This window comes from Xanthomonas arboricola, assembly GCF_002940665.1.
Taxonomy (GTDB): domain Bacteria; phylum Pseudomonadota; class Gammaproteobacteria; order Xanthomonadales; family Xanthomonadaceae; genus Xanthomonas; species Xanthomonas arboricola_B.
Map to the genome: position 1 here is coordinate 447,687 of NZ_MIGY01000001.1, position 22,347 is coordinate 470,033.

Annotated in this window: 20 protein-coding genes, 1 tRNA gene and 2 pseudogenes; 10 read left to right on the top strand and 13 right to left on the bottom strand. The window is 65.1% G+C overall.

Annotated features, from left to right (window positions below):
- Window positions 1–28 precede the first annotated feature (28 nt).
- From XarjCFBP7645_RS02040 to XarjCFBP7645_RS02060, 4 genes are all read left to right on the top strand, one after another.
- Window positions 29–586, top strand: coding sequence for a Dps family protein (locus tag XarjCFBP7645_RS02040; protein ID WP_016903711.1), 558 nt, complete (start codon window positions 29–31; stop codon window positions 584–586).
- A gap of 392 nt (window positions 587–978) precedes the next feature.
- Window positions 979–2,775: a DNA helicase RecQ gene (recQ, locus tag XarjCFBP7645_RS02050; protein WP_104536051.1), complete on the top strand. Its 1,797-nt coding sequence runs from the start codon at window positions 979–981 to the stop codon at window positions 2,773–2,775.
- A 138-nt stretch (window positions 2,776–2,913) separates the two neighbouring features.
- Complete coding sequence (locus tag XarjCFBP7645_RS02055; protein ID WP_104536052.1) at window positions 2,914–3,396, top strand: hypothetical protein; 483 nt, start codon at window positions 2,914–2,916, stop codon at window positions 3,394–3,396.
- Window positions 3,397–3,474: 78 nt separating this feature from the next.
- The gene (locus XarjCFBP7645_RS02060; protein WP_104536053.1) at window positions 3,475–3,879 is read left to right on the top strand and encodes a response regulator; all 405 of its coding nucleotides are present in this window, start codon (window positions 3,475–3,477) and stop codon (window positions 3,877–3,879) included.
- Between the two features lie 1,214 nt (window positions 3,880–5,093).
- On the opposite strand, the gene XarjCFBP7645_RS02070 is transcribed toward XarjCFBP7645_RS02060, so the two are convergent.
- Window positions 5,094–5,804 (bottom strand): rRNA pseudouridine synthase, encoded by a 711-nt coding sequence (locus tag XarjCFBP7645_RS02070; protein WP_104536054.1) that lies wholly within the window; start codon window positions 5,802–5,804, stop codon window positions 5,094–5,096.
- A gap of 116 nt (window positions 5,805–5,920) precedes the next feature.
- Here XarjCFBP7645_RS02070 and XarjCFBP7645_RS02075 point away from each other — a divergent pair, with 116 nt between their 5' ends.
- The 3 genes from XarjCFBP7645_RS02075 (at window position 5,921) to XarjCFBP7645_RS02080 (ending at window position 8,774) form a co-directional block, all read left to right on the top strand.
- Window positions 5,921–6,127, top strand: a complete 207-nt coding sequence (locus tag XarjCFBP7645_RS02075; RefSeq protein WP_104536055.1) for a hypothetical protein — start codon at window positions 5,921–5,923, stop codon at window positions 6,125–6,127.
- Window positions 6,108–6,413 carry a hypothetical protein gene (locus XarjCFBP7645_RS21280; RefSeq protein WP_146096261.1) on the top strand — a complete coding sequence of 102 codons (306 nt, stop codon included), beginning with the start codon at window positions 6,108–6,110 and terminating at the stop codon, window positions 6,411–6,413. Before XarjCFBP7645_RS02075 ends, XarjCFBP7645_RS21280 begins: the two co-directional genes overlap by 20 nt.
- 192 nt (window positions 6,414–6,605) lie before the next feature.
- Window positions 6,606–8,774, top strand: coding sequence for a methyl-accepting chemotaxis protein (locus XarjCFBP7645_RS02080; RefSeq protein WP_104536056.1), 2,169 nt, complete (start codon window positions 6,606–6,608; stop codon window positions 8,772–8,774).
- An 826-nt stretch (window positions 8,775–9,600) separates the two neighbouring features.
- On the opposite strand, the gene XarjCFBP7645_RS02085 is transcribed toward XarjCFBP7645_RS02080, so the two are convergent.
- Together XarjCFBP7645_RS02085 and XarjCFBP7645_RS02090 are read right to left on the bottom strand one after the other, a co-directional pair.
- Window positions 9,601–10,026 (bottom strand): GNAT family N-acetyltransferase, encoded by a 426-nt coding sequence (locus XarjCFBP7645_RS02085; protein ID WP_104536057.1) that lies wholly within the window; start codon window positions 10,024–10,026, stop codon window positions 9,601–9,603.
- Between the two features lie 26 nt (window positions 10,027–10,052).
- Window positions 10,053–10,556, bottom strand: a pseudogene (locus XarjCFBP7645_RS02090) (LysE/ArgO family amino acid transporter); the annotation flags it as partial.
- On the opposite strand from XarjCFBP7645_RS02090, the pseudogene XarjCFBP7645_RS02095 reads away from it, so the two are divergent.
- From XarjCFBP7645_RS02095 to XarjCFBP7645_RS02105, 3 genes and pseudogenes are all read left to right on the top strand, one after another.
- Window positions 10,543–11,063, top strand: a pseudogene (locus XarjCFBP7645_RS02095) (LysR substrate-binding domain-containing protein); the annotation flags it as partial. The pseudogenes XarjCFBP7645_RS02090 and XarjCFBP7645_RS02095 overlap by 14 nt on opposite strands.
- 232 nt (window positions 11,064–11,295) lie before the next feature.
- On the top strand, window positions 11,296–11,970 hold the full coding sequence (gene queC, locus XarjCFBP7645_RS02100; RefSeq protein ID WP_104536058.1) for a 7-cyano-7-deazaguanine synthase QueC: 675 nt from the start codon (window positions 11,296–11,298) through the stop codon (window positions 11,968–11,970).
- A gap of 47 nt (window positions 11,971–12,017) precedes the next feature.
- A tRNA-Lys gene (locus XarjCFBP7645_RS02105) sits at window positions 12,018–12,093 on the top strand.
- 411 nt (window positions 12,094–12,504) lie between these two features.
- Here the strand turns inward: XarjCFBP7645_RS02105 and queE are convergent.
- The 10 genes from queE to XarjCFBP7645_RS02155 all read right to left on the bottom strand — a co-directional run bounded on the left by queE (window position 12,505) and on the right by XarjCFBP7645_RS02155 (window position 22,300).
- Entirely contained in the window at window positions 12,505–13,188 is a 684-nt protein-coding gene (queE, locus tag XarjCFBP7645_RS02110; RefSeq protein WP_047127026.1) for a 7-carboxy-7-deazaguanine synthase QueE, read from the bottom strand.
- 42 nt (window positions 13,189–13,230) lie between these two features.
- Window positions 13,231–14,049, bottom strand: coding sequence for a tol-pal system protein YbgF (gene ybgF / locus XarjCFBP7645_RS02115; protein WP_047127027.1), 819 nt, complete (start codon window positions 14,047–14,049; stop codon window positions 13,231–13,233).
- 6 nt (window positions 14,050–14,055) lie between these two features.
- Window positions 14,056–14,574: a peptidoglycan-associated lipoprotein Pal gene (gene pal, locus XarjCFBP7645_RS02120; RefSeq protein ID WP_016904129.1), complete on the bottom strand. Its 519-nt coding sequence runs from the start codon at window positions 14,572–14,574 to the stop codon at window positions 14,056–14,058.
- A 57-nt stretch (window positions 14,575–14,631) separates the two neighbouring features.
- Window positions 14,632–15,951: a Tol-Pal system beta propeller repeat protein TolB gene (gene tolB / locus XarjCFBP7645_RS02125; protein ID WP_104536059.1), complete on the bottom strand. Its 1,320-nt coding sequence runs from the start codon at window positions 15,949–15,951 to the stop codon at window positions 14,632–14,634.
- A gap of 262 nt (window positions 15,952–16,213) precedes the next feature.
- Entirely contained in the window at window positions 16,214–17,251 is a 1,038-nt protein-coding gene (gene tolA / locus XarjCFBP7645_RS02130; RefSeq protein WP_104536060.1) for a cell envelope integrity protein TolA, read from the bottom strand.
- Window positions 17,241–17,690 (bottom strand): protein TolR, encoded by a 450-nt coding sequence (tolR, locus tag XarjCFBP7645_RS02135; RefSeq protein WP_016904126.1) that lies wholly within the window; start codon window positions 17,688–17,690, stop codon window positions 17,241–17,243. The genes tolA and tolR overlap by 11 nt, the downstream gene beginning before the upstream one ends.
- Window positions 17,691–17,925: 235 nt before the next feature.
- Window positions 17,926–18,705: a protein TolQ gene (gene tolQ, locus XarjCFBP7645_RS02140; protein ID WP_016904125.1), complete on the bottom strand. Its 780-nt coding sequence runs from the start codon at window positions 18,703–18,705 to the stop codon at window positions 17,926–17,928.
- Between the two features lie 11 nt (window positions 18,706–18,716).
- Entirely contained in the window at window positions 18,717–19,175 is a 459-nt protein-coding gene (ybgC, locus tag XarjCFBP7645_RS02145) for a tol-pal system-associated acyl-CoA thioesterase (protein WP_104536061.1), read from the bottom strand.
- Between the two features lie 52 nt (window positions 19,176–19,227).
- Window positions 19,228–20,262, bottom strand: coding sequence for a Holliday junction branch migration DNA helicase RuvB (ruvB, locus tag XarjCFBP7645_RS02150; protein ID WP_104536062.1), 1,035 nt, complete (start codon window positions 20,260–20,262; stop codon window positions 19,228–19,230).
- Window positions 20,263–20,392: 130 nt separating this feature from the next.
- Window positions 20,393–22,300 carry a potassium transporter Kup gene (locus XarjCFBP7645_RS02155; protein WP_104536063.1) on the bottom strand — a complete coding sequence of 636 codons (1,908 nt, stop codon included), beginning with the start codon at window positions 22,298–22,300 and terminating at the stop codon, window positions 20,393–20,395.
- Between the last annotated feature and the right edge of the window lie 47 nt (window positions 22,301–22,347).

Sequence of the window (22,347 nt, forward strand, 5' to 3'; positions counted from 1 at the left end):
TATCAGTTCCCTCAGGAGGATCATTCCCATGTCCAAGAAAAAGAACGCCAACAAGCCCGTCGTCATCAATGAAGCACTGGATGCACTTCCGGTCGCCGCAGCATCGGCACCACACATCGATATCGGGATCAAGGACAGCGATCGCAAGCAGATCTCCGACGGTTTGGCCCGCTACATGGCTGACGCCTTCACCTTGTATCTGAAGACCCACAACTTCCACTGGAATGTCACCGGGTCGATGTTCAACTCGCTGCACACCATGTTCGAGACCCAGTACACCGAACAGTGGGCCGCGCTGGACGAAGTCGCCGAGCGCATCCGTGCCCTGGGCTACAACGCACCGGGCTCCTACAGCGAGTTCGTCGCCCTGACCTCGATCCCGGAAGAACAGGGGCTGAGCGACAGCGCCGACTGGCGTGAAATGGTGCGCCAGCTGGTCAGCGGCAACGAAGCGGTCTGCCGTACCGCGCGCAAGGTGCTGGGTACCGCCGACGACGCCGGCGACGATCCGACCGTGGACCTGCTGACCCAGCGCCTGCAGACCCACGAAAAGTACGCCTGGATGCTGCGTTCGCTGCTGCAGTAACCCCCTGGGCTTCGCCCTGCGGGTTGCCCAAGGTTTCGCTGCGCCGAAACCTTGGACCCCTGCTCCATTAGTTAGACACTGAGCCTTCTCCCCTCGGGGCGAGGAGGCAAAGCTGGCGCGCCATGGGCGCGCGTGCCTTGGAGCGCCCGCGCCGCAAGCGCGGGCCGGGGCGCGGAGCGGGGGCTGGGGTGAGGGTACGGAGCGAAGCTCACGTGCCCCACCCACTGCGCAGCCACTGCCCGTTTGCTGCGCCGTCGGTCCTGCCCCGGCACATGCTTAGGTATGCATTTTCCCGCCACGCCCAACAAATCACGGCAATCCCCGACCCGCCATCGCGCAGCACCGCCGGCATGACACCGGCCAGGGCTTGACCCGCGCGGTATCCTTAGCGGATGTCTTCCCCCGCCCACGAACTGCTCAGCCGCGTCTTCGGTTACGACGACTTCCGCGGCCCACAGCAAGCCATTGTCGAACACGTCGCTGCCGGTAACGATGCCCTGGTGCTGATGCCCACCGGTGGCGGCAAGTCGCTGTGCTATCAAGTGCCGGCGCTGTTGCGCGACGGCATCGGCATTGTGGTCTCGCCGCTGATCGCGCTGATGCAGGATCAGGTCGAGGCCCTGCGCCAGCTTGGCGTGCGCGCCGAATTCCTCAACTCCACGCTGGACGCGGAGAACGCCCAGCGGGTCGAACGCGCCCTGCTGTCGGGCGATCTGGACCTGCTCTACGTCGCGCCGGAACGCCTGCTGACCCAGCGCTTCCTGTCGTTGCTGGAACGTAGCCGCATCGCGCTGTTCGCCATCGACGAGGCGCATTGCGTGTCGCAATGGGGCCATGATTTCCGCCCCGAGTACCGCCAGCTCACCGTGTTGCACGAACGCTGGCCGCAGATCCCGCGCATGGCGCTGACCGCCACCGCCGATCCGCCGACCCAGCGCGAGATCGCCGAACGCCTGGATCTGGTCGACGCGCGCCACTTCGTCAGCTCCTTCGACCGCCCCAACATCCGTTACACCGTGGTGCAGAAGGACAACGCGCGCAAGCAGCTGCAGGAGTTCCTGGGCCGCCACCGCGGCTCGGCCGGGATCGTCTATGCGATGTCGCGGCGCAAGGTCGAAGAGACCGCGCAGCATCTGTGCTCGCAGGGCTTCAATGCCCTGCCCTACCACGCCGGCCTGCCAGCGGAGGTGCGCGCGGAAAACCAGCGCCGCTTCCTGCGCGAGGACGGCATCATCATGGCCGCCACGATCGCCTTCGGCATGGGAATCGACAAGCCGGACGTGCGCTTCGTGGCGCATGTGGATCTGCCCAAATCGCTGGAAGGCTACTACCAGGAAACCGGTCGTGCCGGCCGCGATGGCGACCCGGCCGAGGCCTGGCTCTGCTATGGCCTGGGCGATGTGGTGCTGCTCAAGCAGATGATCGAACAGGGCGAAGCGGCCGAGGAGCGCAAGCGGCTGGAGCGCGCCAAGCTCGATCACCTGCTCGGCTACTGCGAATCGATGCAATGCCGCCGTCAGGTGCTGCTGGCCGGCTTCGGCGAGACCTATCCCAAGCCCTGCGGCAACTGCGACAACTGCCTGACGCCCGCCGCCGCGTGGGACGCCACCGTGGCCTCGCAGAAGGCGCTCAGTTGCGTGTACCGCAGCGGGCAGCGCTTCGGGGTCGGCCATCTGATCGACATCCTGCGCGGCAGCGAGAACGAACGCATCAAACAGCTCGGCCACGACCAGCTGAGCACCTATGGCATCGGCCGCGACCTGGACGAGCGCACCTGGCGCGGGGTGTTCCGCCAGCTGGTGGCCGTCAGCCTGCTGGAGGTGGATAGCGAAGGCCATGGCGGGTTGCGCCTGACCGATGCCAGCCGCCAGGTGCTCAAGGGCGAGCGCCAGGTGATGATGCGGCGCGAGAACCCGGCTGCCGGACGCGAGCGCAGCGCGCAACGGACCGGCCTGCCGGTGCAGCCGCAGGATCTGCTGCTGTTCAATGCCTTGCGCGGCCTGCGCGCGGAACTGGCCAAGGAGCAGAACGTGCCGGCCTTCGTGATCTTCCACGACAGCACGCTGCGCAATATCGCCGAACAGCGGCCGACCAGCATCGACGCACTGTCGCGTGTCGGCGGTATCGGTGGCGGCAAACTGGCCCGCTATGGCGCGCAACTGATCGAGATCGTGCGCGAGCAGGGCTGATGCAACGGCATGTGTCATCGCGGTGGCGGCGCCGGCACAAAAATCCGCAGAATCGACAGCGCGCATTCAATCAGCCATTGCTAGTTTCACCAGGCGATCTGGCACGCGCTGTCAGTCCCTCTTGAGTAGAGTCCACCCATGAAACGCAGCCTGCTTGTCCTGGCCACCCTGTTTGCCGCCGGCAGCGCGCTTGCCCAGGCCGGCGAGAGCAGTGCCGAGCCGGGGTCGGCGCGGTCGCTGGACCTGAGCGTCCCGCAAGCCCCGCTGCAGTACCGCTCCGACCCGGAATACAGCACCGACCCGCCGGGCACCTTCTACGGCGACAAGAGCGGCCCCAAGCCTGCGCTGACCCGCCCCAGCGCGGCCTCGCTCGCTGCCGAACGTGCCGAACAATGCCAGGGCAAGCTGCATGGCGCGGTCGAAACCGGCATGGGCTATTCCAACCGCGGCGGCAACAGCAACTGGCAGGCCGTCAACCTGAATTCCTGCAAGACCTATTACGACGACGACGGCAAGGCGCACCAGATCGGCGTCAGCATCAGCGTCGGACGCGGCGAAGGCGCGCTGTTCGGCCCGCGCTACGGCCCCGGCGGCTACGGCCCCGGCCCGTTCGGCTGGTAACCGTACGGCTCCGTCTGCGTTGACAGAGGGTTCACTGCCGCATCGCTGAGAATGTGGCCTGCCTTACGAGACGTGCTCATGTCACAGAACAAGGAACGGCCAGTTGTATTTGTCGTCGAAGATGGCGATGGCACCCGACAACTCAGCTGCCTTGTGCTGGAAAGCTATGGTTTCACCTGCCGTAGTGCAGGCTCGGTCGAAGAGGCGCTGACCCTAATCGAAAGCGACCCACGCGTGGATGTGCTGTTTTCCGACATCCATTTCCCGGGCGGCCTGACCGGCGTGGACCTGGCGCTCAAGACGGCGCACGCGCCCTACAACCTGCCGGTGCTGCTGACCTCCGGCCTGGCGGTTGAATATGTGGAAGAGATCCTGCCGGACGGCGTGGCCTTCCTCGAAAAGCCCTATACCCCCGAGCAGTTGCTGGGCGCGATCCGTAGTGTGATGGCCAAGCACCGGGTGCCCTCTACGCCGGTCGCATGACACGGGCAGCCGCAGCCGGATGGCCGCCCACGCTCTCGGCATGAAGTGGCACTGATCGCGCGATGCGTGGGCAACGGGGAGGCCACGGCCGGGGACCGCGCAGCTCTCATGGCACAACGAATGTGGGGACTGGCCCGACACGCTGTCGGCGCAGCCCCGATTTACCCGATGCCTTGCTCGTTTAGACTGCAGCCACCGGACGCGAGGCCTGTTGGGCCGCTCAACTCGCGAGGCGCTGAGCACGCCCATGTCGGGACATTGTCGGCATCGGGTGAGACGCACCACGTCGTAGTTGGTTGTTCGTCCACCAGCCTGGTTGCGCGCGCTATCTCAGACGATGAAGTCATTCGCGCGCAAGCGCAGGCGACTTGAGTTTGCAGTCGAACCGCTTGGTACCTGCACGACCACGGTGCCTGCGCTCCAGCGGACGTGACGTGGCTCTCCAACCTGCAGCGCGATCCGTGCCGATGCTCGCAGCGGCTTAGCTCACGCGCCGTCATTGCGTGGGCATCGAATCGATAGCCTCCATAGCCGATGTCCTGACGCTGCTGCTTCTGCCCCTGCGACTGGAGACTTACCGGCTTGCCGTTGCAACACACGCAAGCAGAGCGTCAGTCGTGCCTGTATGGCAACGACAGCGTGGTCAGGCAGATGCCGAACAACCGCGCTCGCAGCCATAGGGTGTTCTTGCGGGATTGGCGATGTATCGCCGCTGCGAGTCACGAATACAGTGTATTTCACGCCATCAAGCAAGCCGCTCGCTAGGCTGATGTCGGTGCAGCACTTGGCTGCGAAGACTTCAGGAAATTCTCATGGGCGACAATTCGTTTCTGTCACCGGCCTTCATCATTCTGGTCGTCGGTGTGATTGCCGTAGTGTTCTGGTTGGTGACGCGCGCCAAGAAGAAACGCAACAAGAAATAAGCGATGAAGCAAGCGGGTCTGGCACCGGCATACGCAACGCAGTTCGCGCTCGATACGCGGTTGCCCTGAAGTGCTGATGCCGGGCGCCGGTTTAAACCAGGACGGCCTTCGCCTGGTGCGGCTTACGCCTGCTTTCCGCAAAAGCGCACCAGTGCTGTAGCGGCCTGAACAGCGATGCACCGTAGCCATATCGCCATGTTGAGGCCGCATGGCGCTTGATGCAGATAACGCATCAGCAGCATCGGTGTGCGACCGCACTGCAATCACGCGTGTTGGACAGCCGGATGCCAATCAAAAACGCTCGCCTGTCGGCAGGTAGCGCCATTGGCCGATGGCCAGCTTGCCCAGCGACACGCGGCCCGCGCGCAGGCGCCGGATGCTGACCACCTCCAGCCCCACCTCACCGCACATGTAGCGCAGCTGGCCGGGTTGCACGTGCTTGATCGCAAACCGCAAGCGTTCCTCGTTTTGCCAGCTGACCTTGCACGGCGACAGACTGCGCTGGTGATACACCAGACCATGCGCAAGACGCGCCATGCCATAGGGACGCAGCTCGCCGCGTACCTCCACCAGGAATTCCTGTTCAATGGACGTCGCGTCGCCGTTGAGCCTGCGCAGGACGCGGCCGTCCTGGCTCAGCACCAGCAAACCGCTCGCCTCGTCCTCCAACGGCAACGGCGCGTGCAGGCGCAGGAAGTGCCGCTTCAGCACACGCATCTCGAGCTGGTCGAGTCCGCTGCGCGTTGCCGGAGTAGCCAATGCCAGCGCCGCTGCAGCGCTCATCCCTGCCGGCTTGTGCAGCAGCAGCGTGGCGGGCTCGGCAGGTTCGAGCACGGCGTTTTCCGCCAGCGTCACCTGCGCTGCAGTCGCCAAGGCTTGCGGCTCTTCGACCACGCCCCCGTCCACGCTGACCCAGCCGCCTTCGATGTATTGCTGCGCCTCTCCACGCGAGCAGCCCAACAGCGCGGCCACGCATTTATCGAGACGGATCGGATCGGACATCGGGCGAGCTCGGCTTCAGGGGACGGCAGTGTACGTGCTGGGTCGACGGATGCGTGAGGCGGCTTCTGCACTGTCCGACGACGTGGGAAACTGGGCGCTCACACAGGAGATCGCAGATGTTCATCAAGTTCGGCACCACCCGGATCCGCCTCAACCATATCTCCGTCATCAACGATCCCTTCAATGCAGGCGAAAGCTTCGGGTCATATTGCCACTCGGTCCGGGTCGGCCTGCTCTCCGGCGAAGAAATCTTTGCACGCTTCAATACCGAAAGCGGCGCCGAGCAGCTCTATGCAGAGTTGCTTGCTGCGCTGGAAGGTTGAGCACAAGGCCCACTATGCCGCCGCGCGCGTGATGTCTCACGTGCGCTGCGCGGTGCCGACAAGAGCAGCCGGCTATTCCGACCTGCAAGATGCAGGTGGCAAGGCCGGTTTGTCGCACCGCATCAGAGCCGATCGAATTGCGGGCCGTTCCACTGCACTGCTGCCGGCGACACATGGCGGATCCTGTCTCAGCATCTGCCGCACGCTCAATGCGGCACGCGCCTGTCCGCAGAACGTCGGAAAACGTTCCGCCGCTGGCATGCTTGAATCCAGCAACACGCAATGAGACGCAGTTCTTGCGCACGTGTCAGGCCGCTGCGGACGGCTGTCGGGAAATCTCTTCCCCACAATGAATTCAATATAAGCAATTTCAAATACGAGCCTTTAGCTCGTCGCAATCCGGCCGCTAGCTGGGGCAAGACGCTTTGGTGGATGACCCATTCATCGAGCCCCTCCGTTGCACTACCTGGATGCGGTAATGAACACATATCTGCAACGCCTCAATGTCGGCCGTCGCCTGGGCTTGGCCTTTGGCATCCTGATCCTATTGTCGGGCCTGCTTGTGGCCACCGGCCTGGTCACCATGTCCAACGCACGTTTCGAGCTGGACACCATCGTCAACAGCAACATGGAGAGGATCCAGCTGTCCTCGGAAATGCTCGACGCCAATACCAACGTGGCAATCGGCCTGCGCGATATCGTCATGGTCGCTGGCGACGCAGCCAATCGCCGTGCGATGGACATGATCGAAAAGAACCGCGCCCGCTACAAGCAGGCACACGACGCCTTGGCCGCACTGCCCAACAGCGCGGCTGAAAAGCAGGCGCTCGACCTGGTGCAGGAAAAGCGCGACGTCTCCGTCAAGCTCAATAACCAGATTCTCGAATACGGCCTTCGCGATCAGAACCAGCAAGCGCAGGTGTTGCTGCAAGGCGACGCCGCAGCGGCCATGGATGCACAGCAGACGGCGATCCGCGAAAACGCTGCACTGGAGCGCCGCCTCAGCAAGGATGCCTATGCGGCCGCAGTTGCATCGATGCATCGAGGGAAAATCACCCTGGCCACCGGCGGCATCGCCGCACTGGTCATCAGCGGCCTGCTCGCATGGCTGATCACACGCAGCCTGACCCAGCCGCTCAGCCAGGCCACACGCACCGCAGAAGCCATCGCGGCCGGCAACCTGCACAACGATGTGCACACCATCGCCACCGACGAAACCGGCCGTCTGCTCAAGGCCATGGACAAGATGCAGCTGCAGCTGCGCAACCTGATCGCCGCGCAAACCGACATGGCCAGGCATCACGACAACGGCCAGATCAGCTTCCGCATCGATGCGGCGGCATTCCCCGGCGACTACGGCCGCATGGCCAACGACACCAATCTGCTGGTCGCCTCGCACGTGGCAGTGCAGACCGATCTGGCACGCATCATGGGCCGGTATGCCGTTGGCGAACTGTCGGAAGACATGCAGCCGCTACCCGGCGAAAAGGCCGTCTTCAGCGACACCATGTCGCAGGTCAAGCTCAACCTGTCGGCGATGAATCACGAGATCAAGCATCTCGCCCAGGCGGCCGCCAACGGCGACTTCAGCGCGCGCGGCGATGCCGAGCGCTTCCAGTTCGATTTCCGCATCATGGTCGAAAGCCTCAACCACCTGATGTCCACGGCCGACGGCAATCTGCAGTCGCTGTCGTCGTTGCTGCAGTCCATCGCCGCTGGCGACTTGACCGCACGCATGAGCGGCGAATTCCGCGGTGTATTCGCACAGATGCGCGATGACGCCAACACCACGGCCAGTCAGCTGGCGCAGATCGTCGGCAACATCCAGGAATCGGCCGTGTCGATCAACTCTGCGGCCAGCGAAATCGCCGCCGGCAACCAGGATCTGTCGCAACGCACAGAGCAGCAGGCGGCCAACCTCGAAGAAACCGCAGCATCGATGGAAGAGCTGACCTCCACCGTCAAGCAGAATGCCGAAAGCGCACGCGAGGCCAATCAGCTGGCGATCGGCGCCGCACGCGTTGCCTCGCAAGGTGGCGAGGTGGTCGGCAAGGTCGTGGACACGATGACCGGTATCGAGGCCTCGTCCAGGAAGATCGCCGACATCATCAGCGTCATCGACGGCATCGCCTTCCAGACCAATATCCTGGCCCTGAACGCGGCAGTGGAAGCGGCACGTGCCGGCGAGCAGGGTCGCGGCTTTGCCGTAGTGGCCTCCGAGGTGCGCACGCTCGCGCAGCGCTCCTCCGGCGCCGCCAAGGAGATCAAGGACCTCATCGACGACTCGGTGCAACGCGTGGCCGAGGGCTCGGTACTGGTGCACAGCGCCGGCAAGACCATGGGCGAGGTGGTGGCGAGCGTGCAACGCGTCACCGACATCATGGGCGAGATTTCCGCTGCCTCGCAGGAGCAGTCGGCCGGCATCGAGCAGGTCAACCAGACCATCACGCATATGGACGAAACCACCCAGCAGAACGCCGCGCTGGTGGAAGAAGCCACTGCCGCCGCACGCGCAATGGAAGAGCAGGCAGTGCAGCTCACCGATGCGGTGGCGATCTTCAAGATCGACGCACGCCAGGCGCGGCAGTCCGCCACGCGCGCAGCGGAGCCAGTGGCACAGCTGCTGAGCAAGGTCCGCAATGCCTGAGCAAGCGGCCGGCACTGCGCCGTCGATCGGATCGTCGGTGCAGGCACGCTGATGCGACGGTGCGGATGTGCCCGCAGCCATTGACGCTATCGCACAAGAAGAAGCGCCCGTCAGGGCGCTTTCTTCGTTTTATCCCGCAAGCTCCACCGGCATCCGACGCAGACATCTCAGACACCCGTAGCGCGCGCTCAGTGCACACAAAACAACCTGGAAACCAGACACTCGAGCCACCCAAAAGCGCTGGTTTCCAGCGCCATGCCTGGCTACGCTGCGCCGGTCGAAAGAGAGCAGGCCGGAGGGTAGCCCGGCCACCGTCTGCAGCGCAGGTGGCACCGCTCGGCACGCCTTCTCAATCGCAGAAGGATCACCCCTGAACACCAGCATCGACAGTCACGATCTGCATCACCCAATCAACGACAAGCACGCCAACCTGCATGCTCGCGCTTTCGCAAGGGACGCAGGCGGTGACCGGCACGACGATGCCTTATCGCACTGGCGACGAGCCCGTCTCAACGCACGCGTGATCTGGCGGCGGCAGCTCACGCTCCAGGACGGCATGCCGGTGCTGTTGGAAGCCTGGCAGATGCCGCACTCGCTGCGCTGGGAGTGGGAGGCCGTCGACCTGCCGCAGGATCGGTAGCTGTCCGGCGGCAACTGCGATTTGTCGCTGGCGGCAATGCGCGCTGCCGATGCCTGGCCGGCGCTGTGCCGTGACGAGGTCACAGTGCTTGCCTAACACCACGCAGCCCGACAGCGCGTTGAACCGTCTTTCTGCCCCGACGCAGCCCCATGCCGGTGCGGCCGCGCAATAGCCTTGCCATCGCGGCTAGCGCGTGTAGAGGCCGGGACGATAGCGTTCCATCAGCGACTGCGGAGACAGCGGTGGTGTGAAGCCGTAGCGCGCATAGAGACCATGCGCATCGCTGGTAGCCAGGCTGAAACGGCGCAGCCCCTGCAGATCGGGGTGCGCCATGACCGCATCCATCATTACCTTGCTATAGCCCTTGCCCTGGTGCTCGGGCAACACGAACACATCGCCCAGATAGGCGACGGTTGCGTAGTCGGAAACCACCCGCGCAAACGCCACCTGCCCGCCCTCCAGAAACCCGCCGAAGCACAGCGAGTTGGCGATGGAGCGCTGTACCAGAGCAAGCGGGATGTCCCTGGCCCAATTGCTGTGCTGCGCCAGGTAGCGATGGATCAGCGCAACATCGAGCTCGGATTGATCGGTGGAAACGCGCAGCGGCGACATGACAACAACTCCGGCAACAGTGGGCCTCAGGTTAGCGCTTGCGAAGGCGGCAGCAACAGTGCGCACAGCACCAGCATGAATTCTGCGATGGCCGCATCCAGCACACGCCATGCGCGCGGATCGCGGGAGGCCGGCTGCAGCAAACGCGCGCCATAGCCCAGACCGGGAAACCAGGCGATGCTGGCCAGGCACGCACCCAATGCGAATACCCAGCGCAGCTGGCCTGAGTAGCGCGCGGCCAGACTGCCCAGCAACAGCATTGTGTCCAGATGGGACATGCGGGTTGAGAAAGGTAAATGCCAGGCACGCCAGCATGGCGCGCTGCCAGCGTTGCGCACCGGCCTGCGACGGCGTCAACCCGCTGGTGCCACGCCAGGCCCTGCGCGCAGCCATCGCTCCATATGCCGCGAGAAATGCAGCTCCCGCATAGCGAAGTCCCTGCAGCAGCTGCGGCCATCGCGTCACCAGTACGCCGATGCCGGCCACGCGCCCAGCACGATCAGCGCGATATCGCCGAACGCGCAGATGGACGACCAGGACCACACCCTGGAGCTGTTGCGCTCCGGGGCGGTGCTCGGTGCCGTCACCGCCGAGCGCAAATCGTTACAGGGCTGCAACGTGCAAGCGCTGGAAGTGATGCGTTACCACGCCATCGCATCGGCCGCATTCGTTGCGACGCATTTCAAGCAGGGCTCAGCGCAACGGCCCTGGCCCACGCGCCGATGCTGGTGTTCAACCGAAAGGACACGCTGCAAACCCGCGTTGTCCGCCGCATCACCCGCACGCAGGTAGCGCCGCCGATCCACTACCTGCCGACCTCGACCAGCTTTGTCAAAGCGGCCGCACGCCGACTCGGATGGTGCCTGGCGCCGGAATCGATGGTCGTGCCTGCCGTGCGCGACAGGCAGGTGGCCATCATCGACCCGACACGCTGGCGCGATGTGCCGCTGTATTGGCAGTGCGCTGCGGTGCGCTCGAACGCCTTGCAGCAGCTTGGCCAGGCCCTGCGCAAAACAGCGGCTGCGAGCCTGCGCTGAGATCAGCCGTGCGCACGCGAAGCGGGCAGGCAACACCGGAGCCTGAGACAACCAACCGCCGGCAGGACGTCGCACCCGATTGACGTGCAGATGCGGTCGCTACCCTGCCCGCGCACGCTTGGCACAGCCGCGTTGCCTGACATCCTGCTACCGCCGCAGCGATTGCCGGGTCGCCGTGCCACGCCGAGCCTGCTAGCCTTTCCGCCTATTCCGTTGTGATTGCCGATCCGTCATGAAAAAAGCCGTTGTTCTGTTGTCCGGGGGCATGGATTCCGCTGCCGTCATCGCGCTTGCGCAGGAGCAGGGCTTTGCCGTGCATGCCTTGAGCGTGCGCTATGGCCAACGCCATACCTCCGAGCTGGACGCCGCCGCGCGCGTGGCGACGGCGCAAGGCGTCATCGCGCACAAGGTGGTGGACGTGGACCTGCGCAGCATCGGCGGCTCGGCGCTCACCGACGACATCGACGTGCCCGATGCCGGTGGCGACGGCATCCCGATCACCTACGTGCCAGCGCGCAACACCATCATGCTGTCGCTGGCACTGGGCTGGGCCGAGGTGATCGGCGCCAACGACCTGTTCTGCGGCGTCAATGCGGTCGATTATTCGGGTTACCCCGACTGCCGGCCCGAATTCGTGCGCGCCTTCGAAGTGCTGGCCAACCTGGCCACCAAGGCCGGCGTGGAAGGCGCCGGCCTGCGCGTGCATGCACCGCTGCAGTTCCTCAGCAAGGCCGACATCGTGCGTGAAGGCGTGCGCCTGGGCGTGGACTTCGGCCTGACCGTGTCCTGCTACCGCGCCGACGCCGACGGGCGCGCCTGCGGCCACTGCGACGCCTGCCGCCTGCGTGCCGCCGGTTTCGCCGACGCCGGCGTCCCGGACCCCACCCACTACGCCATTTCGCCTTGACGCCGGTGTAGGGTAGAATGCGCACCCCGGCGCACTGCCGGGACAGTGGGCCGTTAGCTCAGTCGGTAGAGCAGAAGACTTTTAATCTTTTGGTCGATGGTTCGAATCCATCACGGCCCACCAATCACATCAGCAACTTGAAGAGCGCCGAAGGCGCTTTTTTTGTGCCTTTGAAAAACTCATCGGAATGGTGAGCGGCCGGGGAAGATGCCCCACAGTCACAAGATTGACCAGATGCTTCGCCTGCCGAAGCCGGTCAACGCAAGAAGCACAACGCTGCGACCACGGCTGCGAATAAACACGGCGAAAGCACTGCACGCGGAGCCAGCAAAACCTGAAACTCCCGCACGTCGCGCTGGGCGATCAGCTGGGCCGATGCGTCTGGCCCTCGGGACTAGTGCGACCAACTAACGCAGTGATCGTCAGGCGGGTACGGACGGCATGCCAGCAACCGCAGCGGAATGTGGCACATGCCGATTGCGGGCGACCGGCTGCGCCCGCCTGCGGGGAGCGCAGGCGTTCTATCGGTCGGGTTTAGCGCCCCGGCTCGTCGTTCCACAGCAGCTTGTGCAGCTGCATCTGGAAGCGTACCGGCAGACGATCGGCCACGATCCAGTCGGCCAGCTGCCGCGGCGTCACTTCGCTCTTGCTGGGCGAAAACCACACCGTGCAGCGGCGGTCCAGCGCATGCGCGGCGACAATCTCGCGCGACCAGTCGTAATCGGCGCGGCTGCAGATCACAAACTTGATCTGGTCGCGTGCGGTCAGCAGCGGCAGATTCTCCCAGCGGTTGCGCAGTTCCTCGCCGGATGCGGGCGTCTTGATGTCGACCACGCGCGCCACGCGCGGATCGACAGCCGACACATCCAGTGCACCGGACGTCTCCAGCGAGACATCGAAACCGGCATCGCAGAGTTTCTGCAGCAGCACCAGACAGCGCTTCTGCGCCAGCGGTTCGCCGCCGGTCACGCAGACATGGCGCACGCGGTGGCTGGCCACCTCGGCGACGATCGCATCGATGTCGTGCCATTCACCGCCGTGGAAGGCGTAGGCGGTGTCGCAGTAGTGGCAGCGCAGCGGGCAACCGGTCAGCCGCACGAACACGGTCGGCCAACCGGCGGCCTCGGCTTCGCCCTGCAGGGACAGAAAGATTTCGGTGATCTTCAATCGCGGCAACGGCGACTGGACGATCTCGCTGGGGACGGCGGCGGCGTTCATGGGCAAAGTATGCGTCACCCCCGAAGGCGCGCACGCGCGGGCTCAGCGCAGTTGCTGGCCCAGACGGATGGACTGCAGACGCTCCTGGGCCACGCGCGCTGCGTCGGAGCCGGGATACTGCGATGCGACCTGCTGCAAGGTCTGCTGGGCCTGGTCGTTCTTGCCTTCGCCATACTGCGACAGGCCAAGCTTCAACAGGCCGCCAGCGGCCTTGTCATGCGTGGGATAGCGGCTGACGAGATCGCGGAACTGCGCCTCGGCAAGCTGGAAATTTCGGGTGGCGTAATAACTCTCGCCCAGCCAGTACAAGGCATTGGGGGTGTAGACGCCATTTGGATACAGCTCCAGAAAACTCAGGAACAACTGCGAGGCATCGTCGTACTTGCCGTTCTTCAAAGCATCGAAGGCGACATTGTAGGCAGTGCGCTCCTCGTTGCTAACGGCCAGGGTGCCTGGATCGCCATGCACGCTGGGCGGCTTCTCGGAAGTTGCCGCCGCTGCAGGCCGCGCGGCCGGAGCCGGGGCGGGTGTGACGCTGCCGGTGGGCGATGGCAATGGCGGGGTTGCGCCACCTGCACCTTCCAGCCGATTCAGGCGTCCGTCCAGATCGAGATACTGATCCTTGGACTGCTGCTTGAGTTGTTCGTTGTCGTGCTGCAGTTGCTCCACGGTCGCTCGCAAGCCCTGCAGGTCAGAACGCGCCTGCTGCAGCTGATTGAGGAGATCGTTGTTGGCCTGGCTGTTGGCCTGCTGCTGCTCGAGAACGGCAACACGATCAGCGAGACTGGCTCGCTGCGCGTGCGCCGGCGCGGCGACCACAAGGGCCGCCGCGACGAACAGGGATGTCACTCGAAAGCGCATCGCTTCTTACTGAGCCGTGTACACGATTTCGACGCGACGGTTCTGCGACCAGCAGCTTTCGCTGGTTTCGGTGCAGACCGGACGCTCTTCGCCGTAGCTGACGACGGTCAGCTGGCTGGCGGAACCGCCGGCAGCCTGCAACGAGGACGACACGGCATTGCCGCGACGCTCGCCCAGACCCATGTTGTACTCACGCGAACCGCGCTCGTCGGCATTGCCCTGCAGGGTGATGCGCGAGGAAGGACGGTCACGCAGGTACTTGGCGTGGCACGCCATGATGGCCTGGAATTCCGGCTTCAGGGAGTCCTGATCCAGATCGAAGTAGACAACGCGCTGGCGCAGGCAGGCATCGGTATCCAGGTCGCCCGGGCCGTACAGGCCAGAGGTGGACGGGCCGGTGGGAACGGAGGAACCAGCGGTGGTGTCAGTCGCGGGAGGCGGAGTTTCCTTCACCTTCTTCGAACAACCGGCCAGCACGGCAACGGACAACAGGGAGACAAGCAAGACGCGGGTGGACTTGTTCATGGGATACCTATGGAGGCTCTGGGCCAATGAGTGGTTTAACGCAGCGAAATATTAACATTAATGCGCGGTTCGGTAAGGCCCCCATGCAGGTTCTCTCACATCTCCATCGGCCAGTACCAGACGCTGGCGGACGCGAGCGTCGGCGGATACCGCATAGAGCACCCCGCGACCACCCTCACGTGCGGCGTACAGCACCATGCTGGCGTTCGGTGCGAAGCTCGGCGACTCGTCCAGCGACCCCGGCGAGAGCGTGCTCCAGCTCGGCGAACCCAGGCTGCGATCCATCATGGCGATGCGGTAGCTATTGCCGCTGCCCTGTGCCACGGCAATCTTCTTGCCGTCGAACGAGACGCTGGCGGTGGCGTTGTAGTTGCCCTGGAAGGTCACGCGGTTGGCGCTGCCGCCACTCGCGGCCACTTGGTAGATCTGCGGGCGACCGCCGCGATCGGAGGTGAAGTAGATGCTGCCGCCGTCCGGCGCCCAGGTCGGCTCGGTGTCGATGCCGAAGTGATTGGTCAGCTGGGTCAACTGCTTGCTGCCCAGATCCATGACGTAGATTTCCGGGTTGCCGCTGCGCGACAGTGCCAGCGCCAGGCGGCGGCCGTCCGGCGAGAACGACGGTGCACCGTTGATGCCGCGGAAGCTGGACACCAGCTCACGCGCACCGGTGGCGATGTCCTGCAGGTAGATCGACGAATTGCCGCGCTCGAAGCTCACGTAGGCCAGCTTCTTGCCGTCCGGGCTCCAGTTCGGCGACAGCAGCGGCTCGGCCGAACGCACGATGGTCTGCGGGTTGTAGCCGTCCGAGTCGGCCACCATCAGCGCATAGCGCATCGCGCCGCCCTTGCCGCTGGCGGTCACATAGGCGATCCGGGTCCAGAACGCGCCACGCACGCCGGTGATCTTTTCGTAGATCGCGTCGGCCATCTGGTGCGAGACATCGCGCATCGCATTGGCACGTGCGGTCATCGCCAGACCGAGCAGGCGCTCGCCCTTGGCCACGTCGAACAGTTCGTACTCGACGCGGTAGGCGCCTTCGCCGGCATCCATGACGCGACCGACCACGATGTAGTTCTGCTTGAGGGTGCGCCAGGTCTGGAACTGCACCTCGGTGCCGCGGGTCGGCTTTTCGACGATCTGCGCGACCGGCAGCGTGCGGAACTGGCCGGAACGGTCCAGGTCGGCGCCGACGACGGCAGATACATCGGTCTGCGGCGCCGTGCCGGAGCCCTGGTACGGCATGGGCACGACGGTGATCGGCGTCGCCGAAGCGCTACCGCCGACGATATCGATGGTGAGCCCTTGCTGCTGCGCGAATGCGCTCAGCGGCAACAACAGGGCGGTCAAGGCAGCTAGCCAACGCAGCGGTTTTTTCATGGACGGCTCGGATCGGGCAGGAAAAGTGTGCAAGGGATACCAATCAGCGAGTGAACATACTCGCAATCGTGAACGAAACAGCGTGAAAGTGGAGCGAGTGGTCAAGCACCGGGCATTCCGTCGGCCAGATGCGTGGGCATGCGTGCGGTGGCGCAGCAATATCCACCCGGCAGAGCGCCACTCAGTCGACCACACCCCGCGAATCTATATCCCAGCCGGGGCGCAGCGCAGGTCATGCGGCCGCGCCCCTGACCTGGGGCTACTAATCCTGCGGGGTGAACACAAACGTCAGGTTGCGCTGGAACACCGATTCGAACCCACGATACGGCAATGGCTGGGCACTCAGCACCGCGGCTTCGATCGAGCGCTGGCCGGCCTCGTCGTAAGGGCAACCCGGCGCCACCTTGGCCTCCATCACCGTGCCACCCGGCAACTGACGGATGTTGATGCTGCACTTCTGGCCCGGCGGCACCGACGGCGGGCGCACCCACTGCGCCAGCACCTTCTGCTGGATCGCCGCGGCGTACTTGGCCGACAGATCGGTATTGGTTCCGCCCTGCCCTGCCGTCGGTTGCGCAGTGGCGGCGGCAGCCGACGAAGCCTGCTGCGCACGCGCGGCGGCGACCTGCCGCAACTTCTGCTCGGCCAGTGCGGCTTCCTTGGTGGCCTGTTCGCGCTGGCGGCGGATGTCTGCGATCTTCTTCTCGCGCTCGGCATCGGCAGCGGCCTGCTGCGCTGCGGCCTGCTTCTTCTTGGCGTCGGCTTCTTCCTGCTGCTTGGCCAGGCGCAGTTTCTGCTCGGCCTCTTCCTGGCGTTTGCGCTCGGTCAGGTCGATCTGCTCCTGACGGCGCTTGGCCTCCTGTTCCTGCTTGGCCTTTTCCGCCGACAGCGCCAGTGCGTCGACGCGGTCCTGGTCGACCTTGTCCGGCTGCGCGACGCGCTCCTGTGCCTGCGCCTGTTGCGGGGTGGGCGCATCCTGCGGACGCGGCTCAGGAATCGGCTGCGGCGGCGGCACGGTATCTTCGGGTGCCGGTTCGGGCAGCGGCGCCGGCGGTGGCGGCGCCTCCACCGGCGTGGCCTTCAGCGCCTGGCGCGCAACCCGCGCTTCGGCCGCGGACACGTCCAGCGAGGCTTCCATGCTGGGGTCGCCCGCTGCCGGCTCGACCGAGCGTTCGGGCGACCACAACCAGCCGGCGATGAACACCAGTGCGACCAGCACGTGCACGACCAGGGCCAGCACGACCGGCCGCAACCAGCCATCCTCGCGCGCCGTCTGAGTGGGGAATGCGTCAGCGTGCATCGCTGCCTGCAGTGCCGCCGGAGTCGGAAATCAGGCCGACCTTCTCGACCTTGGCCTGCTTGAGCACGTCGATGGCGTCCATGATCTTTTGATACGGCGCGGCACGGTCGCCGGCCACGACCACGCGCGCGTCCTTGTCCTGCGCCACGATGGCGGCCAGTTGCGCCTGCAGCGCCGCCACGTCCATCGCCTGCGGCTTGCCCTTGGGCAGCTGCAATGCGAGCTGGCCGTCGGCGGCGACCACCACCACGACCGGATCCTGCTTGCTCTCCAGCGCCTTGGCGCGTGAGCTGGGCAGGTTGACATCGGTGCTCAGGGTCAGCAGCGGCGCGGTCACCATGAAGATGATCAGCAGCACCAGCATCACGTCGATATACGGCACGACGTTGATGTCGGATTTGAGCTTGCGCTTCTTACGGCGGGAAATACCGGAAATCATCGCGGAACGTTCCTATTGATCCCCCGCACATGGATGTGCGGGCTCGTGCGAGGGACTCGCCCATCCAATCCCTCGCATACGTGTGTGCGAGCTGTCGCGAGAGGCTTGCCTGTCCAATCCCTGCGCCGCGCCAGACGCGCGTGTGCGAACGCCCCGCCTGCCACGTCCACGCACCGGAATGTGCGTGCCGTGACGGGGCATTCGCCCGGCTGCCGGCTGGCGCAGGGCATGCGCATTACTCGTCCGCGCCAGCCTGGCGCTGCAGGATCGAGCTGAACTCGTCGGCGAAGGTCTCGTAGCGCACCGACAGCCGTTCCACGCGGGTGGTGAATCGGTTGTAGGCCCACACCGCGGGAATCGCCACGAACAGGCCGATGGCGGTGGCGAACAGCGCTTCGGAAATACCCGGTGCGACCGCGGCGATACCGGCCTGCTCGCCGCTGCTGACCATGTCGTGCATGGTCACCATGATGCCGAACACGGTACCGACCAGGCCGACGTACGGCGCGGTGGAACCGATGTTGGCCAGCAATTCGAGATTGCGCTCGAGCTGGTCGACTTCGCGGGTGAAGGCAGTGCGCATGGCGCGCTGTGCGCCTTCCAGTTGCACCCGCCCGTCCAGCCGGCGGCGGTCGCGCAGGCGAGAGAACTCGCGGAAGCCGCTCTCGAACATCGACTCCAGGCCGCCGACGGTGCGGTTACGGTCGGTGGCCGACGCGTAGAGCTTGGCCAGATCGGCGCCGGACCAGAAGCGGTTTTCGAACTCGTCCGCCTCGCGGTTGGCCTGCTTGAAGGCGCGCGCCTTGCGGAAAATGATCACCCAGCTGATGAACGAGCCGATCAGCAGCAGCAATACGATGATCTTGACCGGGATACTCGCTCGCAGGATCAGATCGACATAGTTGATGCTGCTGTTGTGCGCCACGCTGGCGGTCTGTGCCGCAGCGGCGGCAACGTCCTGCGGTAGTGCTTCCACTACCGTGTCCTGCAGGGCCAGGAGCAATGCAATCGACATCCGTTTGTTCCTCAGTAATCGGATTCTGGGGTTTCTAGAGCTTTCAATACGTCATACAGCGCATCGTCCATCCCGCGCGGGCGGAAGTCGCTGGTACCGAGTGCGGCAATGCGCACCTCGGCGGTCAGCAGCACTTCGCCCTCGCGACGTACCGACTGCGCAAACAGCAGGCTGGCCCGTTTGCATCGCAGCAGTACCGCCGACACTGACAGCGCGTCGTCGAGCCGGGCCGGCTTGAGGAAATCCAGTTGCATCGAGCGGACCGCGAACACCAGGTCGTGCTGCTGGCGCATGCGTTCCTGCCCATAACCGAGTGCGCGCATCCACTCCGTGCGCGCCCGCTCCATGAAAGCAACGTAGCGCGCGTGGTAGACCACGCCCCCGGCGTCGGTATCTTCCCAGTACACGCGTGTCGGCCAACTGAATACAGGCGGGGATTGGGGACTCGGGAGTCGGGAATCGGATGTCATGGGCACGGAATGTTGGTCGAGACGGCCCGGGCGCGCGACGAACGGAGCGTCATTAGAACAAATCTCCCGGCTCGCCGATTGCAGGGGCGCGGTCGCGCGGCGGTTTCAGGCCCAGGTGCAGATAGGCCTTGGTGGTGACCATGCGCCCGCGCGCGGTGCGGATCAAAAAGCCCTGCTGGATCAGGTAGGGTTCGATCACGTCTTCCAGCGTGCCGCGCTCTTCCGACAGCGAGGCGGCCAGCGACTCCACCCCGACCGGGCCGCCGTCGAAGTGGTCGACGATGGTGCGCAGCATGCGGCGGTCAAGCTCGTCGAAGCCTTCCGGGTCGACCTTGAGCATCTGCATCGCCGCCTGCGCCACCGGCAGGTCGATATGCCCTGCCGCCTTGACCTGGGCGAAGTCGCGCACCCGCCGCAGCAGCCGGTTGGCGATACGCGGGGTGCCGCGCGCGCGACGGGCGATCTCGGCCGCGCCCTCGGGCGTGCAGTCGATGCCCAGGATCGCCGCCGAGCGGATCACGATGCGGGTCAGTTCCTGCGGCGAGTAGAACTCCAACCGCTGTACGATGCCGAAGCGGTCGCGCAGGGGTGCGGTCAGCAGGCCGGCACGGGTGGTGGCGCCGATCAGGGTGAACGGCGGCAGGTCGATCTTGATCGAACGCGCGGCCGGGCCGTCGCCGATCATGATGTCGATCTGGAAATCTTCCATCGCCGGATACAGCACTTCTTCCACCACCGGCGAGAGGCGATGGATCTCGTCGATGAACAGCACATCGTGCGGCTGCAGATTGGTCAGCAGCGCGGCCAGATCACCGGCCTTCTCGATCACCGGGCCGGAGGTCGAGCGCAGGTTCACGCCCAGCTCGTTGGCGATGACATGACTGAGCGTGGTCTTGCCCAGACCCGGCGGGCCGAAGATCAGCACGTGATCCATCGCCTCGCCGCGCGCCTTGGCCGCTTCGATGTAGATCTCCATCTGCTCGCGCACCGGCTGCTGGCCCAGGTAATCGGCCAGGCGCTTGGGCCGGATGCTCGCATCGGCGGCATCGTCTTCGCGGGTAGCACTGCTGGCGATGATGCGGTCCATTAGAGCGGGGATTGGGGATTCGTCAACCGGGATTGGCAGCGCACTAGTATGGGCCGCGGGGCGCCTCCGGCGCTACGCTCTTGCCGATCCCGAATGACCAATCCCCAATCCCGGGCCGCCACCGGCGGCCTCAGATCTCCACCTGGGCGCCCAGCTCGACCAGGCGGTTGCCGGGGATGCGGAAGAAGCCTGTGGCCGGGGCGGCGTTGCGATGCATCAGCGCGAACAGCTTGTCGCGCCAGATCGGCATGCCGCGGTTGGCGCTGGCCACGATGGTCTCGCGGCTGGCGAAGAAGGTGGTGTCCATCGGGTCGAAATGGATGCCGCCCTGGTCGCAGGAACGCATCAGCGCCAGCGGCACGTCCGGCGTTTCCATGAAGCCGAAGCGCACATAGACGCGGTAGAACTCGTCGCCGATCGATTCGATCTGCAGCCGCTTGTCCGCCGGCGCATACGGGATCGGCAAGGTGTCGACGTTGAGGAAGATGTTGCGCTCGTGCAGCACCTTGTTGTGCTTGAGGTTGTGCATCAGCGCATGCGGCACGACCATCGGGTCGGCGGTGAGGAACACCGCCATGCCCGGCACGCGCGCCGGCGGGGCCAGCATCAGGCCCGGCAGGAAGCTGTCGATGCGGATGCCGTCCTTGCGGATTTCCTCGCGCAGCAGCGCGCGGCCGCGGCGCCAGGTGCGCATCAGGGTGAACACCACGATGCCCAGCGCCAACGGGAACCAGGCACCCTGCAACAGCTTGGCGCCGTTGGCGATGACGAAGGCCAGCTCGATGAAGAAGAACACCACGCACAGCGGCAGCACCCAGTTGCGCCAGCGCGGCCACAACGAGCGCGCCACCAGCGCCAGCAGCAGGGTGTCGATCAGCATGGTCATCGACACCGAGATGCCGTAGGCCACCGCCAGATTGGTGGAACTGCGGAAGATCAGCACCAGCGCGATCACCATCACCATCAGCAGCCAGTTGATGCCGGGCACGTAGATCTGGCCGATGGTGGTGCGCGAGGTGTGCTTGATCAGCATGCGCGGGATGTAGCCCAGCTGCATCGCCTGGCGGGCCACCGAATAGGCGCCGGTGATGACCGCCTGCGACGCGATCACGGCCGCCAGCGTGGCCAGGATGATCATCGGATACAGCGCCCAACCCGGCACCGCTTCGAAGAACGGGTTCTTCAGTGCGGAGGGGTGATTGAGCACCAGCGCGCCCTGCCCCAGGTAATTGAGCAGCAGCATCGGCAACACGAAGAAATACCAGCCATGCCGGATCGGCCTGGCGCCGAAGTGGCCCATGTCCGCGTATAGCGCCTCGCCGCCGGTCACCGCCAGCACCACCGCGCCAAGAATGAACACCCCGTGCCAGCCGTGCTCCATGAAGAAGCGGATCGCCCACCACGGATTGAAGGCCTTCAGCACCTCCGGCGCATCGACGATGTTCCAGGCGCCGATCGCCCCCAGCGACAGGAACCACAGGCAGGTGATCGGGCCGAACACCTTGCCGACATTTTCGGTGCCGAAGCGCTGCACCATGAACACCACCAGCAGCACGACCACGGTGATCGGCACGATGAAGGGATGCAGGCTGGGCGCGGCGATTTCCAGGCCTTCCACCGCGCCCATCACCGAGATGGCCGGGGTGATCACGCCATCGCCGAAGAACAGCGAGGCGCCGAAGATGCCGAGGATGCCGACTACATACGCCGAGCGCGACCCGCTGCGCAGGGTGCGCTGGGTCAGCGCCATCAAGGCCATGATGCCGCCCTCGCCCTCGTTGTCGGCGCGCATGATGATGGTGACGTACTTGAGCGTCACCGTGACCATCAGCGCCCAGAACGCCAGCGACAGCACACCCAGCACGGTGTCGTGGTCGCTGGTCAGCCCGTAGTGCGGCGAGAACGCCTCCTTGAGGGTGTACAGCGGACTGGTGCCGATATCGCCGAAGACGACGCCAATGGCACCGATGACCAAGGCCATATGGCTATTGGCAGGCGCATGGCCGTGGCCAGCTGCGGAAGTGGGGGTCTGGGACATGAAGTGGGCAGGGTATCGCCAAGTGGCGTGAAGGAGAGGAGGACGGC